Annotated in this window: 13 protein-coding genes and 1 pseudogene; 8 read left to right on the forward strand and 6 right to left on the reverse strand. The window is 70.1% G+C overall.

All coding sequences use genetic code 11. The annotated features are described in order from the left end of the window. The first annotated feature begins 244 nt into the window (after positions 1 to 244). The gene (locus tag ABTZ91_RS32270) at positions 245 to 3,607 is read left to right on the forward strand and encodes a FlgD immunoglobulin-like domain containing protein (protein WP_352080782.1); all 3,363 of its coding nucleotides are present in this window, start codon (positions 245 to 247) and stop codon (positions 3,605 to 3,607) included. 730 nt (positions 3,608 to 4,337) lie between these two features. Here ABTZ91_RS32270 and ABTZ91_RS32275 read toward each other — a convergent pair. Further along, a complete protein-coding gene (locus tag ABTZ91_RS32275) occupies positions 4,338 to 4,787 on the reverse strand; it encodes a DUF3592 domain-containing protein (RefSeq protein ID WP_352080783.1) in 450 nt (149 codons plus the stop codon). A gap of 85 nt (positions 4,788 to 4,872) precedes the next feature. On the opposite strand from ABTZ91_RS32275, the gene ABTZ91_RS32280 reads away from it, so the two are divergent. Continuing rightward, positions 4,873 to 5,724 carry a hypothetical protein gene (locus ABTZ91_RS32280; RefSeq protein WP_352080784.1) on the forward strand — a complete coding sequence of 284 codons (852 nt, stop codon included), beginning with the start codon at positions 4,873 to 4,875 and terminating at the stop codon, positions 5,722 to 5,724. Between the two features lie 1,147 nt (positions 5,725 to 6,871). On the opposite strand, the gene ABTZ91_RS32285 is transcribed toward ABTZ91_RS32280, so the two are convergent. Further along, positions 6,872 to 8,605: a BCCT family transporter gene (locus ABTZ91_RS32285; RefSeq protein ID WP_352080816.1), complete on the reverse strand. Its 1,734-nt coding sequence runs from the start codon at positions 8,603 to 8,605 to the stop codon at positions 6,872 to 6,874. 601 nt (positions 8,606 to 9,206) lie between these two features. Here ABTZ91_RS32285 and ABTZ91_RS32290 point away from each other — a divergent pair. Next, positions 9,207 to 9,323, forward strand: a pseudogene (locus ABTZ91_RS32290) (AAA family ATPase); the annotation flags it as partial. 168 nt (positions 9,324 to 9,491) lie between these two features. Here ABTZ91_RS32290 and ABTZ91_RS32300 read toward each other — a convergent pair. After that, the gene (locus tag ABTZ91_RS32300) at positions 9,492 to 9,959 is read right to left on the reverse strand and encodes a hypothetical protein (RefSeq protein ID WP_352080785.1); all 468 of its coding nucleotides are present in this window, start codon (positions 9,957 to 9,959) and stop codon (positions 9,492 to 9,494) included. A gap of 139 nt (positions 9,960 to 10,098) precedes the next feature. On the opposite strand from ABTZ91_RS32300, the gene ABTZ91_RS32305 reads away from it, so the two are divergent. Beyond that, entirely contained in the window at positions 10,099 to 10,341 is a 243-nt protein-coding gene (locus ABTZ91_RS32305; protein ID WP_352080786.1) for a hypothetical protein, read from the forward strand. A 246-nt stretch (positions 10,342 to 10,587) separates the two neighbouring features. Here the strand turns inward: ABTZ91_RS32305 and ABTZ91_RS32310 are convergent, their stop codons facing one another. Continuing rightward, on the reverse strand, positions 10,588 to 11,532 hold the full coding sequence (locus ABTZ91_RS32310) for an AraC family transcriptional regulator (RefSeq protein ID WP_352080787.1): 945 nt from the start codon (positions 11,530 to 11,532) through the stop codon (positions 10,588 to 10,590). Positions 11,533 to 11,681: 149 nt separating this feature from the next. On the opposite strand from ABTZ91_RS32310, the gene ABTZ91_RS32315 reads away from it, so the two are divergent. The 4 genes from ABTZ91_RS32315 to ABTZ91_RS32330 all read left to right on the forward strand — a co-directional run bounded on the left by ABTZ91_RS32315 (position 11,682) and on the right by ABTZ91_RS32330 (position 15,228). Continuing rightward, on the forward strand, positions 11,682 to 12,755 hold the full coding sequence (locus ABTZ91_RS32315) for an alkene reductase (RefSeq protein WP_352080788.1): 1,074 nt from the start codon (positions 11,682 to 11,684) through the stop codon (positions 12,753 to 12,755). A 775-nt stretch (positions 12,756 to 13,530) separates the two neighbouring features. Then, positions 13,531 to 13,779 (forward strand): hypothetical protein, encoded by a 249-nt coding sequence (locus ABTZ91_RS32320; RefSeq protein WP_352080789.1) that lies wholly within the window; start codon positions 13,531 to 13,533, stop codon positions 13,777 to 13,779. Further along, a complete protein-coding gene (locus ABTZ91_RS32325; RefSeq protein WP_352080790.1) occupies positions 13,776 to 14,582 on the forward strand; it encodes a hypothetical protein in 807 nt (268 codons plus the stop codon). The genes ABTZ91_RS32320 and ABTZ91_RS32325 overlap by 4 nt, the downstream gene beginning before the upstream one ends. Positions 14,583 to 14,814: 232 nt before the next feature. Further along, complete coding sequence (locus ABTZ91_RS32330; protein ID WP_352080791.1) at positions 14,815 to 15,228, forward strand: hypothetical protein; 414 nt, start codon at positions 14,815 to 14,817, stop codon at positions 15,226 to 15,228. 291 nt (positions 15,229 to 15,519) lie between these two features. Here ABTZ91_RS32330 and ABTZ91_RS32335 read toward each other — a convergent pair whose 3' ends face one another. Beyond that, complete coding sequence (locus ABTZ91_RS32335; protein WP_352080792.1) at positions 15,520 to 16,191, reverse strand: DUF3618 domain-containing protein; 672 nt, start codon at positions 16,189 to 16,191, stop codon at positions 15,520 to 15,522. Then, positions 16,167 to 16,601 carry a phage holin family protein gene (locus ABTZ91_RS32340; protein ID WP_352080793.1) on the reverse strand — a complete coding sequence of 145 codons (435 nt, stop codon included), beginning with the start codon at positions 16,599 to 16,601 and terminating at the stop codon, positions 16,167 to 16,169. Before ABTZ91_RS32340 ends, ABTZ91_RS32335 begins: the two co-directional genes overlap by 25 nt. Positions 16,602 to 16,604: the final 3 nt, after the last annotated feature.

Below are 16,604 nucleotides of genomic sequence, written 5' to 3' on the forward strand. Positions count from 1 at the left end.
CCCTTCGGTGCCTACAGCTTCGGCTCCACGCCTGTGCGGGACGAGCGTCGCTGCCGGGGGGTGCCAGTGCTGCCCGGCATAGTGCCGGGCAGGTGGCCGAGGTGTGAGGGGTTCCTGCTAACGTCAGCCGCTTCTGTGGGGCAACCGTGTAAGTCTCTGGGGAGGGAGCGCGTTGCGTCGTCATAGGTGGTTCCGGGTAGGTGTCAGTACGGCCTTGTTGTTGGGCGTGGCCGGGGGGCCGGGTGTGCTGGGGGCGACGGAGGCCGTTGCCGAATCCGCTTCCGTCACGCAGGAAACGATCTTCCAGTCGGACCGGTACCAGCCGAGGAAGACGGTCCCGCTGGGCGCCGGTGCCTCGGGCGTGCTCTACAGCCAGGAGGGCAGGAACGGTTATCTGTGGACCGGCTGGAACGGCCGCAGCCGGAACGTCGACCTCGGCGGGACCGTTCTGAAGGGCGGCTCGTACGGCGATGTGGAGCGTTCCTGGCTGCCGGCCGGGACCGACATCCTCGTCCACGCGGCCGGCGCGGACGGCTGGGCACGCGAGGACCTCGGCACGGGTGCGCGAATCACCTTCGCACTGCCCCAGGGGCACACGTTCGTGGCGGCCGCGGGCCCGACTCTGCTGACCCGCACCGGGCAGGCGGGCACCTATGCTCACCACCTGCTCACCATCGCGGCCGATGGCACATGGAGCGCACGGGTGGACGTCTCCGCCCCGGCGGGCACCACGGTGAGCCGCCAACTGGCGGCCGACGCGAAGAGCCTGGTGGTCGAGTACGCCGGACCTGACCGGGTCGCGATGATCGGCATGATCGATCTGATGACGGGAGCGTTCGACAAGGGACGGGTGATGTGGCGCGCGGTCAGGTCGCAGATCGTGCTGACACCCGCCCGGCTGGTGCTGACGGACGGCCTGTCGGTCCGCTGGGTGCCGAGGAGCGACCTCGGCGCACCGGCGATCGACCTCGGGGTGTCGCGCTATGCCAACGAGAAGATCTCCATTGCGGCGGACGGCGACCACCTGCTCCTCGGCGGCGACGTTCCACAGGAGCCGGACGATTACGCTGATGTGTCCGGTTCCCCGGTACGCCGGGTCGGCTTCGACGGCGCCGCGCCAGTAACGCTCTACCGGCACGGTGAGACCGTCATGGTGACGGCCGCCGACGGCCGGGCCGTTTTCGCCGCCGGTGCCGACTCCTCGCACTGGGCGCTGCGAAAAGGTTCCGACGGAGGAGCGCCGACCGAGGTGGCAGCCGTCGAGGGCGTGCCCGCGCGGATCAACAAGCTGTCCCTGGCCAACGGCCAGTTGGCCACCCGCGAGGCGGACGGCGTCTTCTTCGAGGCCGACTTCACCCGACCGATCATCCATGACGGGACGGCCTACCGCCCCGGCAAGCGGGTCTACGAGGACTGGTCCTACGGCAACGGCGTGACGAGCACCGGTGACGGCCGCGCGGTCTTCACCGAGAGTGACACCATTGGTTCGGAGGTCAACTCCGTCCAGAAGGACGACGACGCCGGATTCTTCCGCACGCCGCCGTCCACCCAGGGGACCCTCCTCGATGTGACCGGGCGCTACGCCATTGTCAACGGCACCAATCCGGTGGGTCAGTACGTCGGCGACCTCGGCGTCTACCAGGACCTGAACGCCATCCGCAGCCGCACCTCGGTCACCGCCGCCTCAGTGTGGGGCTACACCTACTGGACCCAGACCGCGACCGCGGGTCAGGTCGTGGGCGAGGACCTGCGGACCGGCACCAAGAGCACCCTGACGACCGGTGCCAGGTGCGTCGCCAAGGAACTCCAGGCGGTGGGCCGCTGGCTCTACTGGACCTGTGGCCCGAACGGCCCCGCCGGGGTCTACGACCGCACGGCCAAGAAGAACATCGCCGTGCCGTCCGGAGAGGCGCTCGTCGGCGACGGCTATCTCGTCCGGCACGACAAGTCCGCCGGCAAACTGCTGCTGACGGCCTTCCGGGACGGCTCGGCCGTCACCCGTACCGTCGGTGACCTCGCGGGCACCGCCGAGAACCAGCGCGGAGTGACCTGGAGCGTCGACAAGTTCGGCGGACCACTCGCCTATGTGGCGGCTGACCGGCGGATCCACCTCGTGCCCAGCGGGGTGGCCACCGAGCCGTTCTCCTTCGTCCAGTCCACGGTGACCGACTACCAGCGAGTGCTGTACGGGGAGAAGTGGCGGCCCCGCTGGGTGCCCTCGAAGCCTGCCGGTGCCTGGCAGCTGACCCTGCGCGACGCGACTACGGGGACGGCGGTGCGTACCCTCACCGGCCGGGGCGACGGACGGACGGCCGGAACCGTCTCCGTCACGTGGGACGGTCGTGACGACTTGGGGCGGGGTGTCAAGGACGGCACGTACAGCTGGATGCTGACCGCTGCGCCGGGCGACGGCGTGGGAACGCCGATCACGCAGTCCGGCTCGCTGAAGCTGTACGGCAGTGCGGTGACGACCTTGTCCGGCACGTACGAGGCGTTGGCACCGACCCGGACCCTCGACACCCGTACCGGCCTTGGCGCGCCCAAGGCCAAGGTGGGCGCGGGCAAGGCGGTCTCGCTGAAGGTGGCGGGCGTTGCCGGCGTGCCGGCGAGTGGGATCACCGCTGTCGCGCTCAACGTGACCGCGACGAACGCGACGTCGGCCACCCATGTGACCGTCTATCCGTCGGGCCGGCCGAAGCCGTACGCCTCGAACCTGAACGTCACGGCCGGGCTCACCGTCGCCAACGCTGTCGTCGTGCCGGTCGTCGACGGCAAGGTGAACCTGCACAACTTCGCCGGCTCGGTGGACCTCCTCGCGGACGTCGCCGGGTACTACGTGCAGGGCAAGGGCGGATCGGCGTACCGCTCGGTGACGCCGGAGCGCCTGATGGACACCCGCTCAGCCCTCGGCGTGCCGAAGGCACCGGTCGGGGCACAGGGCACGGTGACGCTCCAGATCGCGGGCCGGGGCGGGGTACCGGCGCACGGGGCCACCGCCGTCGTCCTGAACGTGACGGCCACCAGCCCTACCCGGTCGACTTATGTGACGGCCTACCCCTCGGGTACCCCTCGCGGCAGCTCGTCCACCCTGAACGTGCCGGCCGCCGGCCGGACCGTGGCCAACCTGGTGACGGTGCCGCTCGTGGACGGCAAGGTGTCCTTCTACAACCACGCCGGTTCCGTCGACCTGCTGGCCGACGTCGCCGGGTACTTCACCGACGACGAGGCGGCCGGGGGCGCCGCGTTCATCGGTGTCGGCCCCGACCGGGGCTTCGACACACGCACGGCCAACGACTGGACCCGGGGCAAGATCGGCCCCGGTGAGACGGTGACGTGGTGGGCGTCGGGCTTTCCCGGAGTGCCGGCAAAGGGCGTACGCGCCGTCGTCCTGAACCTGACCGTGACGAACCCGAGGGCGGCCGGCTACGTGTCGGCCTTCCCGGCGGGTGAGCGGCGCCCGAGCGTGTCGAGCGTCAACTTCATCGCGGGGCAGACCGTGCCGAACCTGGTGGTGGTGCCGATGAGTGAGGACGGGAAGATCAGCTTCTACAACCACTCCGGTTCGACGGACTTGATCGCCGACGTCGTCGGCTACTACGGCTCGTGATCGCCGGATACGGTTCGTGATCGCCGGATCCCGTGAAGGGCGCGTGCTCATCGAGCACGTGCCCTTTCGGCGTCTTTCCGCCCGCTCGTGGGTACTGCGCCCGACCGGCGGAGCCCAACCAACGCGTCGAGGCGGCCCCGGCACGAGCGTCTGCGCCCGCCGTACGGTGCTGGTGATCGCGCCGACCACCGCCTCAGTCATATCGCGGCGGCGCACCTTGTACAGCGCCCGGGCCCCTGCTGCGGCCGTCGGACAGGAGCCGACGGCCGAGTGGTGGAGTTCACGGATCAGTGGTTGATGTCTATGACGATCCGCTTCTGAGCGGTCAGCTTGAAGAACTTGCCGGAGGAGTGCGACCCCAGCGCGAGGCCGAAGGTGTTGCTTGACTGCGGTTCTGGTGGTCGGGTTGTGCCAGATGTCGGCGGCGAGGGCGAGGAGTCGTTGTCCGGTGCGGGCGAAGACGCCTGGCCGACCTGAACAGCAGCCCCACACAGACCCCGCCCCCATCACCGAGCCTGATAGCTCAGCCCGGAGCCTTATCGCCCAACACCAAACTGATCAGCGCAGGCCAGGCCGCCAGCCGCTGATCACAAAGACCAATCGCGGACACACCGGCCGCCCTCGGAGTCGCATGGGCCGGGGCGTAACAACCGTGGGCTGCTGCCCGTTCGGCACCGGCTGACGGCGGACAGGGAAATTCTCGGCCGGCCATTGAAGTCGCTGACGGCCGTCAAGGGCTGATGATCAGTCCCACCGTCGCCAGGGCGCCGGCCGCGAACGACAGGAGCGCCATCCGCCGCGCGTTGCGGGCGTAGCCCTGACGGCGCTTGCGCTCCCTGCGGACTGCAACCTTCGTCCCCAGGTGCACACGCTTGGTGTTCCGCGGGTCGAAGACGAGGGGGTACCGCTGGCCGACCACGTGGGCGGGGCCCACGCTCGCGCCTGTGTTGAACCGGCCCGACCCCTCCGGGGACTGCCATTCGTAGGTGGCGCTCGCGTAACCGTTGGTGCCGAACGGCACCAGGCTCACCAGCTTCGCCCGTACCTCGACGCCGGACTCGTACAGTTCCGTCATCTTCTTGAGCTCCTCCCCTTCGCCGCGCATGAGCATCAGGCCGAAGAAAAGGACGCCCGCGGATGCAAGGAGGGCAAGGAGGAGCACTGTCATCACCAGGTTCACAGGCGGACGGTACGGCACCACGGGTCTCGTCCGAAACCCCCACACCTCTTCACCAGCGGGTACTTGGCGTCTTACGATCACGCGCATGTCGATCTCTTCGCCCGTTCCCGTCCTCCAGGGCGACAAGGGCACCGAACTCCGCTCCACCGGCGAGGAGCTGCTGCTGCGGCGTCCGGACTCCGAACTGCGCATACCGCTCGCCGCGATCGCCCGCGTCCGCGCCGAACGGCGCGACCTCGCGGTGGAGCTGACCGCTCCGGCGGGGGTCGAGCCGACGGTGTACCGCGTCACCGACGTCAGCGCGGCCGCCGCCGGCGTCTTCGCCGACGCCGTGAACGCCGCCCTGCCCGAACGGGCCGCGGAGGAGGAGACGGTCGACGGCTCCGCGCTCGTCGTGAACCGGAGCCTGGTCATCGGTGACGACGAAGAGGATGCCGAGGAGAACGAGGTACGGGGCGGGATGCCGTCCCACGGGAAGGGGGTGATGTACACCGCCTGCGCCGCCGTCGCGGTCCTCGCCGTCGTCGTCGGGGTGCTCGGCGGCGACTGGAGCCGGGCCATCGCGACGCTGCTGCTCGGGGTGGCGGGCGTGTCGCTCACCTGGTTCGCCGCGATGATGTGCGCGATGGCGTGGCGGGAGTGGTACCTGCCCCGCTACGGCATCACCGTGGAGGGCCGGCAGATCTTCTGGGAGGACGAAGGCAGGACCGTCCAGACGTTCACCGCCACCGACGGCGTGATCCGCTACATCCACGGCCACGCCAAGGGTAAGACCGTCCGGATCGCCTACCACCCGCGGAATCCCATGTTCGCCATCCCCTGTTCCTCGACGGGCGACAGGGTGCTCACGGTGGTGTTCTCGCTGGTCGTCGTCGCCGTCGCGGGGCTCATGGACTACGGGACGTACGAGCTCGTGTTCCCGGTCTTCACGGACTGACCCTCGGTCTTCATGTCGCGCTGCGCCTGCCGCACCGGCGTCCGGCTCTGCACACGAGAACGGAGGCCGTTCGTCGACGGCTTCGGGAGTCACCGCGTCGCTCTGTCGCTTGACCGATGTCGATGAGTTCGGGAGCCACTGAGTGCCTGCATCCGAGCGGTCCGTGACAGCGTGACGGGGCGGCTCAACGGATGACGCCGACAAGCGGCCGATGCGGCCCGGGGCCGCGGGGCACGCCGTCGGCAGGGTCGGGGCGGTGTCCCGCACGTTGACCGGTACGGTGCCGTCGCCGGCCTCCAGATCCGGCAGGCGGCGCGTACTTGCACAAGCGGCGCGGCAGGCACCAGGCGGCCCGGTTCCGGCTCGGGACCCTTCAGGCCGACGACGCACTCGTCCGGCGGCCTCGCGTCCGCACGCGTCGGCGATGCTCCGCCCCCAGCGCCAGCTGGTCGAGCCACTCCGGCAAGGCCGTCGTGGGCGCGGTGAAGGCGGCGAGGGTGGCGACGTGCGCCTGCCCGGGTCGGCCGGGTGGATGAGTGAGGTCCGCGGCCGTGACCTCTCGCAACCGGGCGGGGCGTCGCCCGCCTCGTCGCCCTTCACCTTCACGGCCTGCAGCCGTCGTGCGTCCGTACCTCTTGCGGCCGCGCTGAAGTGCGCTGACGGTGCCGAGGAGCTGCGCCATGAACCTGACGGCGGGTAGCAGCGGCCCGGTACACGGGTGCCGGGGACAGTACGTCCCCTTCGCCGCGCTCGGCTACGACGCCCTCGGTGCCTTGGTCTGGCGGGTCTCGAAGCAGACGGAAGCGGTGTCACGGTCGCCCGGTGGCCGGCACGAGTTTCATCGGTGGCCCGGGGATCTCCAGGAGGTCCTGGAAGAGCTCGCGGCGGGCGGTGCAGCGGTCGCCGACGGCCGGCACCAAGCCCCGGGTACGCGAGGACGCCCCAGACCTCGTGCCAGGCCGGGTGCTGATCCACGAGCGCACGCACCCGGTCGGCGGAGCTTGCCACGCGGGCGTGGACCGCGCTGAAACCGAGCCGGCCGCCTCGGTGCGGACAGCCGCGACACGGGCGATCGGCGACCATGACGAAGGCACACGTCGCTGACCTGGTGCTCTCTCGACAGGGGCCAGCACGGTCGTCGCCCCTGTCAGGGGGCCGGAGGCGGGGCTCCCGGGTCTTTGTGGTCGCGGCCGTCCCGCGTCTGCCGTGGAGGCGCCTCGTCCTGTGACGGGCCGATGCGGATCTCGAAGTCGCCGGCGTACTTCTCGTGGCCCGCGATCACGGCTTCCTCCACCGCCTCTTCGGCGAGTTCGTGGCGGACGATCAGCGGGTCTTGGCGCAGGTCACGCAAGAGCGCCCAGCACATGCCGATCATCACGAGGACGAAAGGGGCCGCGACGAGGATCGTCAAGTGCTGCAGGCCCGCGAGGGCGTCGCCCTTGCCCTCGCCGACGAGCAGCATCACGGCCGCCACACAACCGGTCACCACGCCCCAGAAGACGACGATGAACCGGGCAGGCTCGAAGGTGCCCTTCTGGGAGAGGGTGCCCATCACGATCGACGCCGCGTCAGCGCCGGAGACGAAGAAGATGCCGACCAGAATCATCACGAGCAGGCTCATCACGCCGGCGGCCGGGAATTCCTGGAGCACGCCGAACAGCTGCGCCTCAGGCGTGGTCGCCTGGCCGAGGCTCCCCTGCTCCTTCAGGCGCATGGCCGTACCGCCGAAGACGGCGAACCAGACCAGGCTTACGGTGCTGGGCACCAGGATGACCCCGCCGACGAACTGACGGATCGTGCGACCCCGGCTGATGCGGGCGATGAACATGCCGACGAACGGCGTCCAGGAGATCCACCAGGCCCAGTAGAACACCGTCCAACTGCTCAGCCAGTCGGCGACGTCACCGCCGCCGGTGGACGCCTCGGTCCGGCCGATCAGCTGCGGCAGATCGTCGAAGTACGCGGCGAGGGAGGTAGGGATCAGGTCGAGGACCAGAATGGTGGGACCGACGACGAACACGAAGATCGCGAGGATCACGGCCAGGACCATGTTGGTGTTGGAAAGCCACTGAATGCCCTTCTCCACCCCGGAGACGGCGGAGAAGACGAAGCAGACCGTCAGCACGCCGATGACGGCGACGAGCAGCCCCGTCCCGGCCCTGCCCAGCCAGCCCACCTCGTGCATGCCGCTGCCGATCTGGAGCGCGCCGAGCCCCAGGGACGTGGCGGAGCCGAAAAGCGTCGCGAAGATCGCCAGGATGTCGATCACCCGGCCGGGTGCCCCCTCAGCACGCTTCCTCCCGATGAGCGGCACGAACACGGCGCTGATCGTCTGCCGCCTGCGGCGCCGGAAGGTGCTGTACGCGATGGCCAGGCCGACCACCGCGTAGATGGCCCACGGGTGCAGCGTCCAGTGGAAGAGCGTGGTGGCGAGCGCCGTCTGCATCGCGTCCGCCGAGTCCGCGGGGTCGGTGCCCGGCGGCGGAGTGGTGTAGTGCGCGAGGGGTTCGCTGACGCCGTAGAACATCAGACCGATGCCCATGCCGGCGCTGAACATCATGGCGACCCAGGAGACGGTGCTGAACTCCGGCTTCTCGTGCTCCTGGCCCAGCTCGATCCGTCCGTACCGGCTGATGGCGAGCCAGAGGGCGAAGACGACGAATCCGGAGGCGGCCAGGACGAACGCCCAGCCGCCGTTGTGCATCAGGGCGTCCAGCAGCGTGTCGGACACGCTCTCCAGGGCGTCGGTGGCCGTGGCGCCCCAGACCACGAAGCCCAAGGTCAGCACGGCCGTCACCCCGAAGACCACCCGGTCGGTGACGGGTGCCTGATCCTCGTGCGGGTGACGGCCGGGCAGGGCCGCCTTCACGGGCAGCCGCATCCTCTGGCCCCGTTTGCGTTGCTCCTGAGACACGGGCGGCACCCTTCACGATCACGACTCGAATCGACTCCTGCTATCCCGTACCACGGCGCACGCATCTGTCCCGGCATCAACAGGCGCCGGCCGCATCTTTTACGAGGGTGATGGGCCGCACGGGTGTCGAGGAGGAACGGCCCGAGAGCTCGCTGCGACAGCCGCCTCCGCTGTAAGGCCCTTCGAGGGGCCCACGCATACGCGAGGCCGAGATCACCCCCGGCCGCCCTGCGCGGACCCATGGCGGCGGTCGCTCCGGCTCCTCACGGAGCACGGCGACGAACGCGCCCAGCCGGGTGGACGACGGGGCGGGCGAGGGGGCGCGCGTGGCCCGCGGCCGGTGCGGGGCGGTCCCTGTCCCGGCGGCGGGAAGGCCGGGGAAAGACACGACAGCAGCCGGCCGGCCGCCACGAGCAAGGACGGGACAACGATGGGCCCGGCACACGGACAGCAGCCGACAAGCGGCACAGACCACCAAACTGCAACACCCCAGGTCAGCAGGCACGCGCGACCTGCACCCGCATGGCTGTCCGGATCGGCTCCGCCGCGGGCGAGCCGCGGGCGAGCCGATCGCGGCACCGGCAACCCCCGCATACTCCTTGCCCTGAGCACCGAGGCCGCGATGGAGGGCTACCGCGTCCGCTACACGCTCGAGACGGAGCTCGTGAACGAGCTGGTGAAGTCGCCGATCAGGCAGAGCGGCTGGCCTTTCTTACTCCATTCGCAGCTGGCGAAGGTGTGGATGGTGGCCGGGTCGATGCCTCACCCACCCCTGGACCGACTCCTACCATCTCGCCACCACCCGCGCCCGTGCCCGCACCGAACATCAGGCGATCGCCTGAGCTGCGGAGACTCAGATGTGTGCCCGGATCTGCTTCACCGGATGGCCCAGTCGGTCCCCTAGAGCCGTCAGTTCGTCCTCGCTGAACCAGGGGCGTTCGGGGTTCCAGATGGCAATCTCGAACCGGGCGAAACCACAGGGCCAGTCGTAATCCAGCACGTCAAGAGTGGTTGATCCTCCACAGCACGGGACCTCGACCGCAAGCGTGGTGAACCCGTCGACGCAGTGAGCCTCAATGAGGTCGGCCCACCACTCCGTGTCGATGGCCGCCTGACACAAGGGGCAACCGATCCTCTCCAGGTTCGCCCCGCAGTCGACGGCCGTCACCACGTCATGCCACGTCACCTCGATCTCCACCTCCACGCCGCCCGGCGCACAAGGGGCCAGGTCCTCGACGAGCGCGACGACGTGGTCGACCGCATCGCGGTCCGGCTGCCACTGCGGATCACTCGGAATGATCGACAGGACGTCATCGCTCATAGCTCTCTCACCTCGTCAGGCCACTGACGACCACAGTGTCGCGACGAGATGCTATCGATCAGAGGTTCCAGCACTACACCGTCCCGGACCTACGCAGCCAGGCCTGTGGGGAGCAGCCGTCTCCGCCGTCTGCGCACCCGTGGACGACAACGACCGCGACCGCTCCCGCCTCGCCCCCCACCTGGCCGTCGTCACCGTCGACAAGACCCTCCAGGTCACCGCCCACGACGGCCACCAGGAGTCGCTGTCCCGGGCTCGCGTCGCTGAGAACGTGAAAGGCGCACTGCCCGCGGCGCTGGACGTGACGCAGACGCTGATGAGAGCTCTCCCAAGCCTCGCCCTCTCCGCTCCGACTTCTCCCTCTCCAAGGGCAACGACATGACGGGGGGAGGGGCAGTGTGACTTCCTTGCCAGGGCGATTACTTCCTTGGAGCCGGGGCCGGGGCCGAGCCTCGACGCGTGATGCAGTGGTCGCTCGGAATGTAGGGACCGCGACCGTAGCGGCGGCGGCCGGCAGGGCTCCCGCGGCGACGGGACGGGAGCCGAGGGCCATGGGACCGGAAGACGGCGCCGCCGAGCCGTGACGGCCGTTCTTCGTGGCGGCGAGGCCCGGCTGGGTTTCCCGCCGTTACGCCGCCCGGGCAGGCTCCGCGCGGCGGTAGCGGCCGGGTGGCAGGCCGCGTAGGCGGGTGAAGGCACGAGAGAACGCGAACTCCGAGGTGTAGCCCACGGCTTCGCCGATGTCGGCGACCCGCTGGTCGGTCTCTCGGAGCAGGCGCGCGGCCAGGGTGATGCGCACTTGGGACAGGTACGCCAGGGGTGAGTCGCCGACGAGCGTCTTGAACCGGCGGGCGAAGGCGGGGCGGGACATGGACACGGCGCCGGCCAGGCTTTCCACCGTCCACGGGCGCTGCGGCGCGTCGTGGATCAGGGACAGCGCGGCGCCGATGCGCGGGTCGCGCAGTGCTGTGAGCCAGGAGCGGGGGGCGGCGTCCGCGTTGGGGCCGGTGCCGTCGAGCCAGGCGCGGATGACCTGGACGAACAGCACGTCGGTCAGGCGGGCGGCCACCGCCCGTGCCCCGGGCCTGGCCCGTGTCGTCTCGGCGACGAGCAGGCGGATGACGCCCTGCAGTTCGGGGTCGGTGCTCATACCGGGCACATGCACGACCGGCGGCAGCGCGGACAGGACCGGGTGGTGAGCCGCGTCGCCGTCATAGGTGAACTTGCCGCAGACCACCCGGACCGTCGGCCCCTCACCTCCGAGGTCGACGATGCCCTCCGGGCTGGGCGGGTGGGAGGCCTCCAGCTGCTCATACGGCACGGCGGGTTCCTCGGGCCCGCCCGTCAGCTGGTGCGGTTCGCCGCGCGGCAGCAGGACCACGTCTCCGGGGACGAGTTGGAGCGGCGCCTGTCCGGCCGTACGCAGCCAGCAGGTGCCTTCGGCGATCAGGTGGAAGCCGGCCGTGCCGCTCTGCTCGAGGCCGCAACCCCAGCCGGAGCCGCGTGAGCGGAGCTGGGCCAGGAGCACGCCCTTGAAGCCGGTGGCTGCCAGTACGTCGGTGAGTACGTCCATGATCGGCAGCTTATATCGCCGTCCGCTCAAGGTGATGAGACGATCAGTCAATTTTTTCGAGAGTTCCTGTCATGGAGTGCTTCCTGGGTGGTCCATAGAGTCAATATCGGCATCACCGAACGACCTCACCCGAACGGGGAAACGACACCATGAACAGCCTTTTCGCGCCGCACACCCTCGGCTCGCTCACCCTCGGCAACCGCATCGTCATGGCCCCCATGACGCGCTCGCGCCGCCCCGACCACATCCCCGACGCCGACACCGCGGATTACTACCGTCAGCGCGCCGGCGCCGGTCTGATCATCACCGAGGGCGTCTTCGTCTCCCCCGAGGCCCAGGGATACTCGCACGTCCCCGGCCTCTGGACGGACGAGCAGGCCGCCGGCTGGGCCGGGGTCACCGAGGCGGTCCACGGCGCGGGCGGTCGCGTCTTCGCCCAGCTGTGGCACGTCGGCCGTGTCTCCCACAGCTCCCTCCAGCCGGGTGGAGCCGCGCCCGTCGGCCCCAGCGCCTTGCGCGCCCAGGCCCAAGTCTGGATCGGCGACGCCGGTTTCGCCGACGCCGACACGCCCCGCCCCCTGCGCACCGATGAGATCCCGCGCCTGATCGCCGACTTTGCCGACGCGGCCGCCCGCGCCGCCCGCTCCGGCTTCGACGGCGTCGAGCTGCACGGCGCCCACGGCTTCCTCTTCGAGCAGTTCCTCAACGCCCATGTCAACGACCGCACCGACCGGTACGGCGGCTCCGTCGAGAACCGCGCCCGGTTCCTGCTGGAGACCCTCGACGCCCTCGCCGACCGCATCGGCTCTCACCGCGTGGGCGTCCGTCTCTCGCCGTTCACCCTCGCCAACGACCTCCCGGTCGACGACAGTACCGAGGATCTGTACGCGTACCTGGCACAGCAACTGACAGGACGCGCTCTCGCCTACGTCCACCTCAGCGACCTCCACCTCAGCGGCGGGTCGGACATCTCGGAGGACTTCCTCAAGACCTTCCGGCACAACTACGACGGCACCGTCCTGCTCGCCGGCGGACTGGACCGGGCGCGGGCGGAGTACCTCCTGAACGCCGGGCTCGTCGACTTCGCCGTCTTCGGCCGCCCCTTCATCGCCAACCCCGACCTCGTGGAGCGCCTGCGCGACGACCTCCCGCTGGCAACCCCGGATCCGGCCACCTTCTACGGCGGAGGAACGGAGGGCTACACCGACTACCCGCGCCGCTGACCGTCGCGCTCGCAAGGCTGGCACCGCGACAGGGCCTCGCGGCCGCCGGGCGCCGCGAACGACACCCGTACGCTTGGCGCCGGCCCTCCGCCTGCCGCTGCCCACCGCGGCATCCTCCGCGCCGGCCAGCCACGGAGGATGCCGCAGGGACAGGACCTCGGGCCGGTTCCAGTCCGGCTCCGGATCACGAGGGAGCCCGTAGAGCACATCGAGCCGTTGGCCGATCCCCCACCACGCCTTCACCGTCTCGCGCCGGGTGGTGCCCGTCCGCGGCGCGTACGCCTCACAACTCCCCTGACCTCCGCTGGAATGGGATGACTTCGATACCGCGCTCGCGCGCGACCACCGGGATCCGGTTGTCGTCGCCCGAGTTGCTGACTCCTGCGATCTGCATCGCGACATCTCAGGCGGACTTCCAGCGCCGCGACGGCGCGGAGGTCTTCTTGCCGCTGTCTTCTTGGCCAGGGTCTTCTTCGCTGTCGTCTTCTCGCGGCCGTGGTCTTCTTCTTCGGCGCACGCATCTCGTGCACAACGGCCGGCCCGATGCTCTCGCCGGCGGGCCTGCTTCGCCTTGATCCCGGTCCCCGGATATGTGCCACGTCCGCATGTGCGGCGGGGGTCGGTGGTCGCAGCGGGCGATGCACCAGCGAAGGCAGGTGATCGTCGGGCTGCCGACAGCGGTCTCTCTTCGCGGCCGACGAGCAACGGGGGGTGGGGGTGCTGCGTCTGTGAGGCGAGAGGAGTTCGGTCCAAATGCTGGGTGCTGAGGGGCGGTGTGGAGAAGGACGAGCGTGGCGCGGGGGTGCCGCGGGTGCTGGCGGAGGACCGGCGGGTGATGCGCGACGAGGCGCACCACGGGCTGGGGCTGACAACCGTGGTGCTCGTCGCGAGACAGACGACGCGCTCCGAGCGGCTCCAGCAGGAGGCCGGATCCGGTTCCCGGCCGCCCGAAAAACCAGTCCCGCCTGTCACAGGCACCGCATACGGTGAACATGTTCAACAAGGGGAGGGACCCAGCACGTGAACCACCGCACTCACCGCCGCGTCGCCGCGGCCGCGCTCATCGCCACCGCCATCACCGCGGCCACCGCCTGCGGCCCGGCCGGCACCGACGCCGGCGCGAAGAACACCGCCGGCGCCAGCCCGAGCCCGGCCAAGCCCAAGGACGCCTTCGACGGCCTGACCGGCACTCAGATCAGCGACAAGGCCAAGACGGCCCTCCAGGGCGTGACCTCCCTGCGCCTGACGGGCGACGCCCCCGACGACAGCGGCGGCACCCTCATCATGGACATCGCCATGGACACCAAAGGCTCCTGCCGCGCCACCATCACCCAGCCCACCGGCGGCGTCATCCAGTTGATCAAGAACCGCGGCACCATCGTCATGAAGGGTGACGAGAAGTTCTGGCGCACTTCCCTCGCCTCCGGCGAGAAGGAGCTCACCGCGAAGCAGACCGACGCCTTCCTCGAGCTCGTCAAGGGCCGTTGGATGAAGGTCGACAAGAAGACCTCCAAGGCCATGATCCGCAAGGACATGTGCGACCTCAGCACCCTGTCCGATGAGCTCAAGCAGGACTCGGGCTCCACCATGAGCCGCGGCGCGGACATCACCCGTGCCGGCCAGAGCCTCGCCGTCATCTACGACCGCGACGGGGACGAAGTCAGCACCGTCCACGTCGCCAAGACCGGCAAGCCCTACCCCGTCGAGATCATCAACACCGGTGGGACCGACGCCGGCACCATCAAGCTCTCCGAGTTCGACAAGCCAGTCGACGCCACCCTGCCCCCCGCCGACCAGATCCTCGACACCAACAAGCTCCGCCGCTGACCCGGCCCGCCGTGGCCCCGCCCGTACGGCGGGGCCACGGCCCCCTCAGCGCTCAGCACCAAGACCGGGCGGCGCGCCGCTGCCCCGTACCCTGTCGGGCGGGACGCAGACGGCCGTGGAGACGATCGGAGCGTTTCTCGACGACCTGGAGGAGCGCGGCTGCATTCGCGGGGTGGTTCGGTGCGACAGGCTGAAACCCGACCACGGATCAACGGAACGACGGGGGTTGGCAGTGAGGCGTACACGAGCGGGACTGGCCACAGCGACGGCGGCGTTCCTGGGCCTGGGTGCCACGGGCACGGCGACAGCGGCGGCGGGTGACGTCCTGCTGCCCCACCCCGGCCCCGACGGCCTGGTGTGGGTGGAGGAGCAGTGGGGAGACGGCGGCGTCGCATCGGGCGGCGCCCATGGCGGGCTCCCCACCGTCCTCACCGTGGCCTGCGAAGGCGGAGGCACCCTACGGGTGACGATGCGGTCGCAGGAGACGGAGGTGGCCGACTTCGCCGTGACCTGCCCGACGGACACGCCGGCCCGCGGGTCGGTGACCATGCCACCCGGCGTCGTCCGCCCCGGCTCCTTCACCATCGGCGTCGACGCCTCCTCGCAGGACGTCCGCTGGGCCATGACGGTGACGCAGCCCGAGTGATGGCGCCTGTGCGCTCCAGGGCTGCGGCGAGGCGTTGCCGGATTCTGAGGACCGCGTACGGCTGGGGTGGACTCGGTGGCTACGCCGTGGCGTAGTGGACGACCTGATGCTCGCACGGTCCGCCGGCGTAGACCTTGATGGCGTCGATCTCGGCCTGGTCCGGTGGCGACCCACTGTCCGAGGTAGCGACCCTGGCGCTCGGGGCGGGCGGCGTCCAGGTGCGGGAACACGGAACGGGCGGGCCGCAACCGGCCCGCCCGTTCGATGGTGAAGGTCCCTAGACCGAGAAGATCAGGGAGCCGTCGACCCTGGGGTGCCGGGGGTGCGGCGCACTTCGTCGGCGGCGTCCTGGCCCGTCTGTCGCAGGCCCTGAGCCGTCTCCCGGCCGGCGCTCTTGGCGTGGTCCTTGGTCGTTTCCGCCGCTTCCTGGGCAGTGCCCTTCACCGATTCCACGGCCTGGGCGGCGGGCTCCCGCATCTCCTCCTTGACCTCCTGAGCCGCTTCGACGACCGTCTGCTTGACGGGTTCCAGCAGCTCACCGGAGTGCTCCCGCAGCTTCTGTCCTGCGCGTTCCTCCGCCTGCGTGGTCGGGAGGAGAGCCGCGGTCAGCATGCCGGCGCCGAAGGCGATCAGTCCCGCGCCCAGCGGGCTGCCCTGGGTCTGCCGCTTCACCTGCGAAGGCGCCTGCTGGACGGTCTCGCTCAGGGTTCCGCCGACCTCCTTGGCGGTCGCCGTCATGCTGTCCGTGGCCTGACTCAGGCTCTCGGACGCCCCGTGCGCCGTGCTCTGTGCGCTGCCCATCACACGCTCCTTCACTCCGCTGACCCGGTGGCGCACCGAATCGACCTTGCGCCGTGCCACCCTGCGCGGGGCCATCCTGTCGGCCAGAGCATCGACGTTGTGCGCCAGGTGCGCACGCCGGTACTCCGCGTCGGTCCTCAGCTCGTCGGGTGTCGGGCCCATCGTGCATCCTCCTTCAGCGATTCCACGGCCTGTTCGGGCTTGAGATGGACGTTGCGCCATCCGGCGCGCCCGCTGATGTAGAGCGCCGCGCCGACGGCGGCCCACAGGGCGGTGACGATCAGTGCGGCCCACGCGATGTCGATGACGTGAGCCAGGGCGAACACGGCTGTGAGGCTGCCGAACAGCATCACCATGTGACCGGCGTAGCCCGCGCCGCCCAGCATTCCGGCCGCCTTGCCGGCCTTCGCCGACTCTTGTTTCAGCTCGGCCTTGGCCAGTTCGATCTCGGTGCGGACCAGCCCGGACAGGTCCTGGCCGATCGCACCGACCAGATCACCGATCGACGGCTCCGCGGCCGCCGCCGACGGCGGTGCCTGGCGGGTCGGCCGTTCCTGGTATGCGGTGGCCACGGG

This window comes from Streptomyces sp. NPDC126499 (genome assembly GCF_040302485.1).
Taxonomy (GTDB): Bacteria; Actinomycetota; Actinomycetes; order Streptomycetales; family Streptomycetaceae; genus Streptomyces.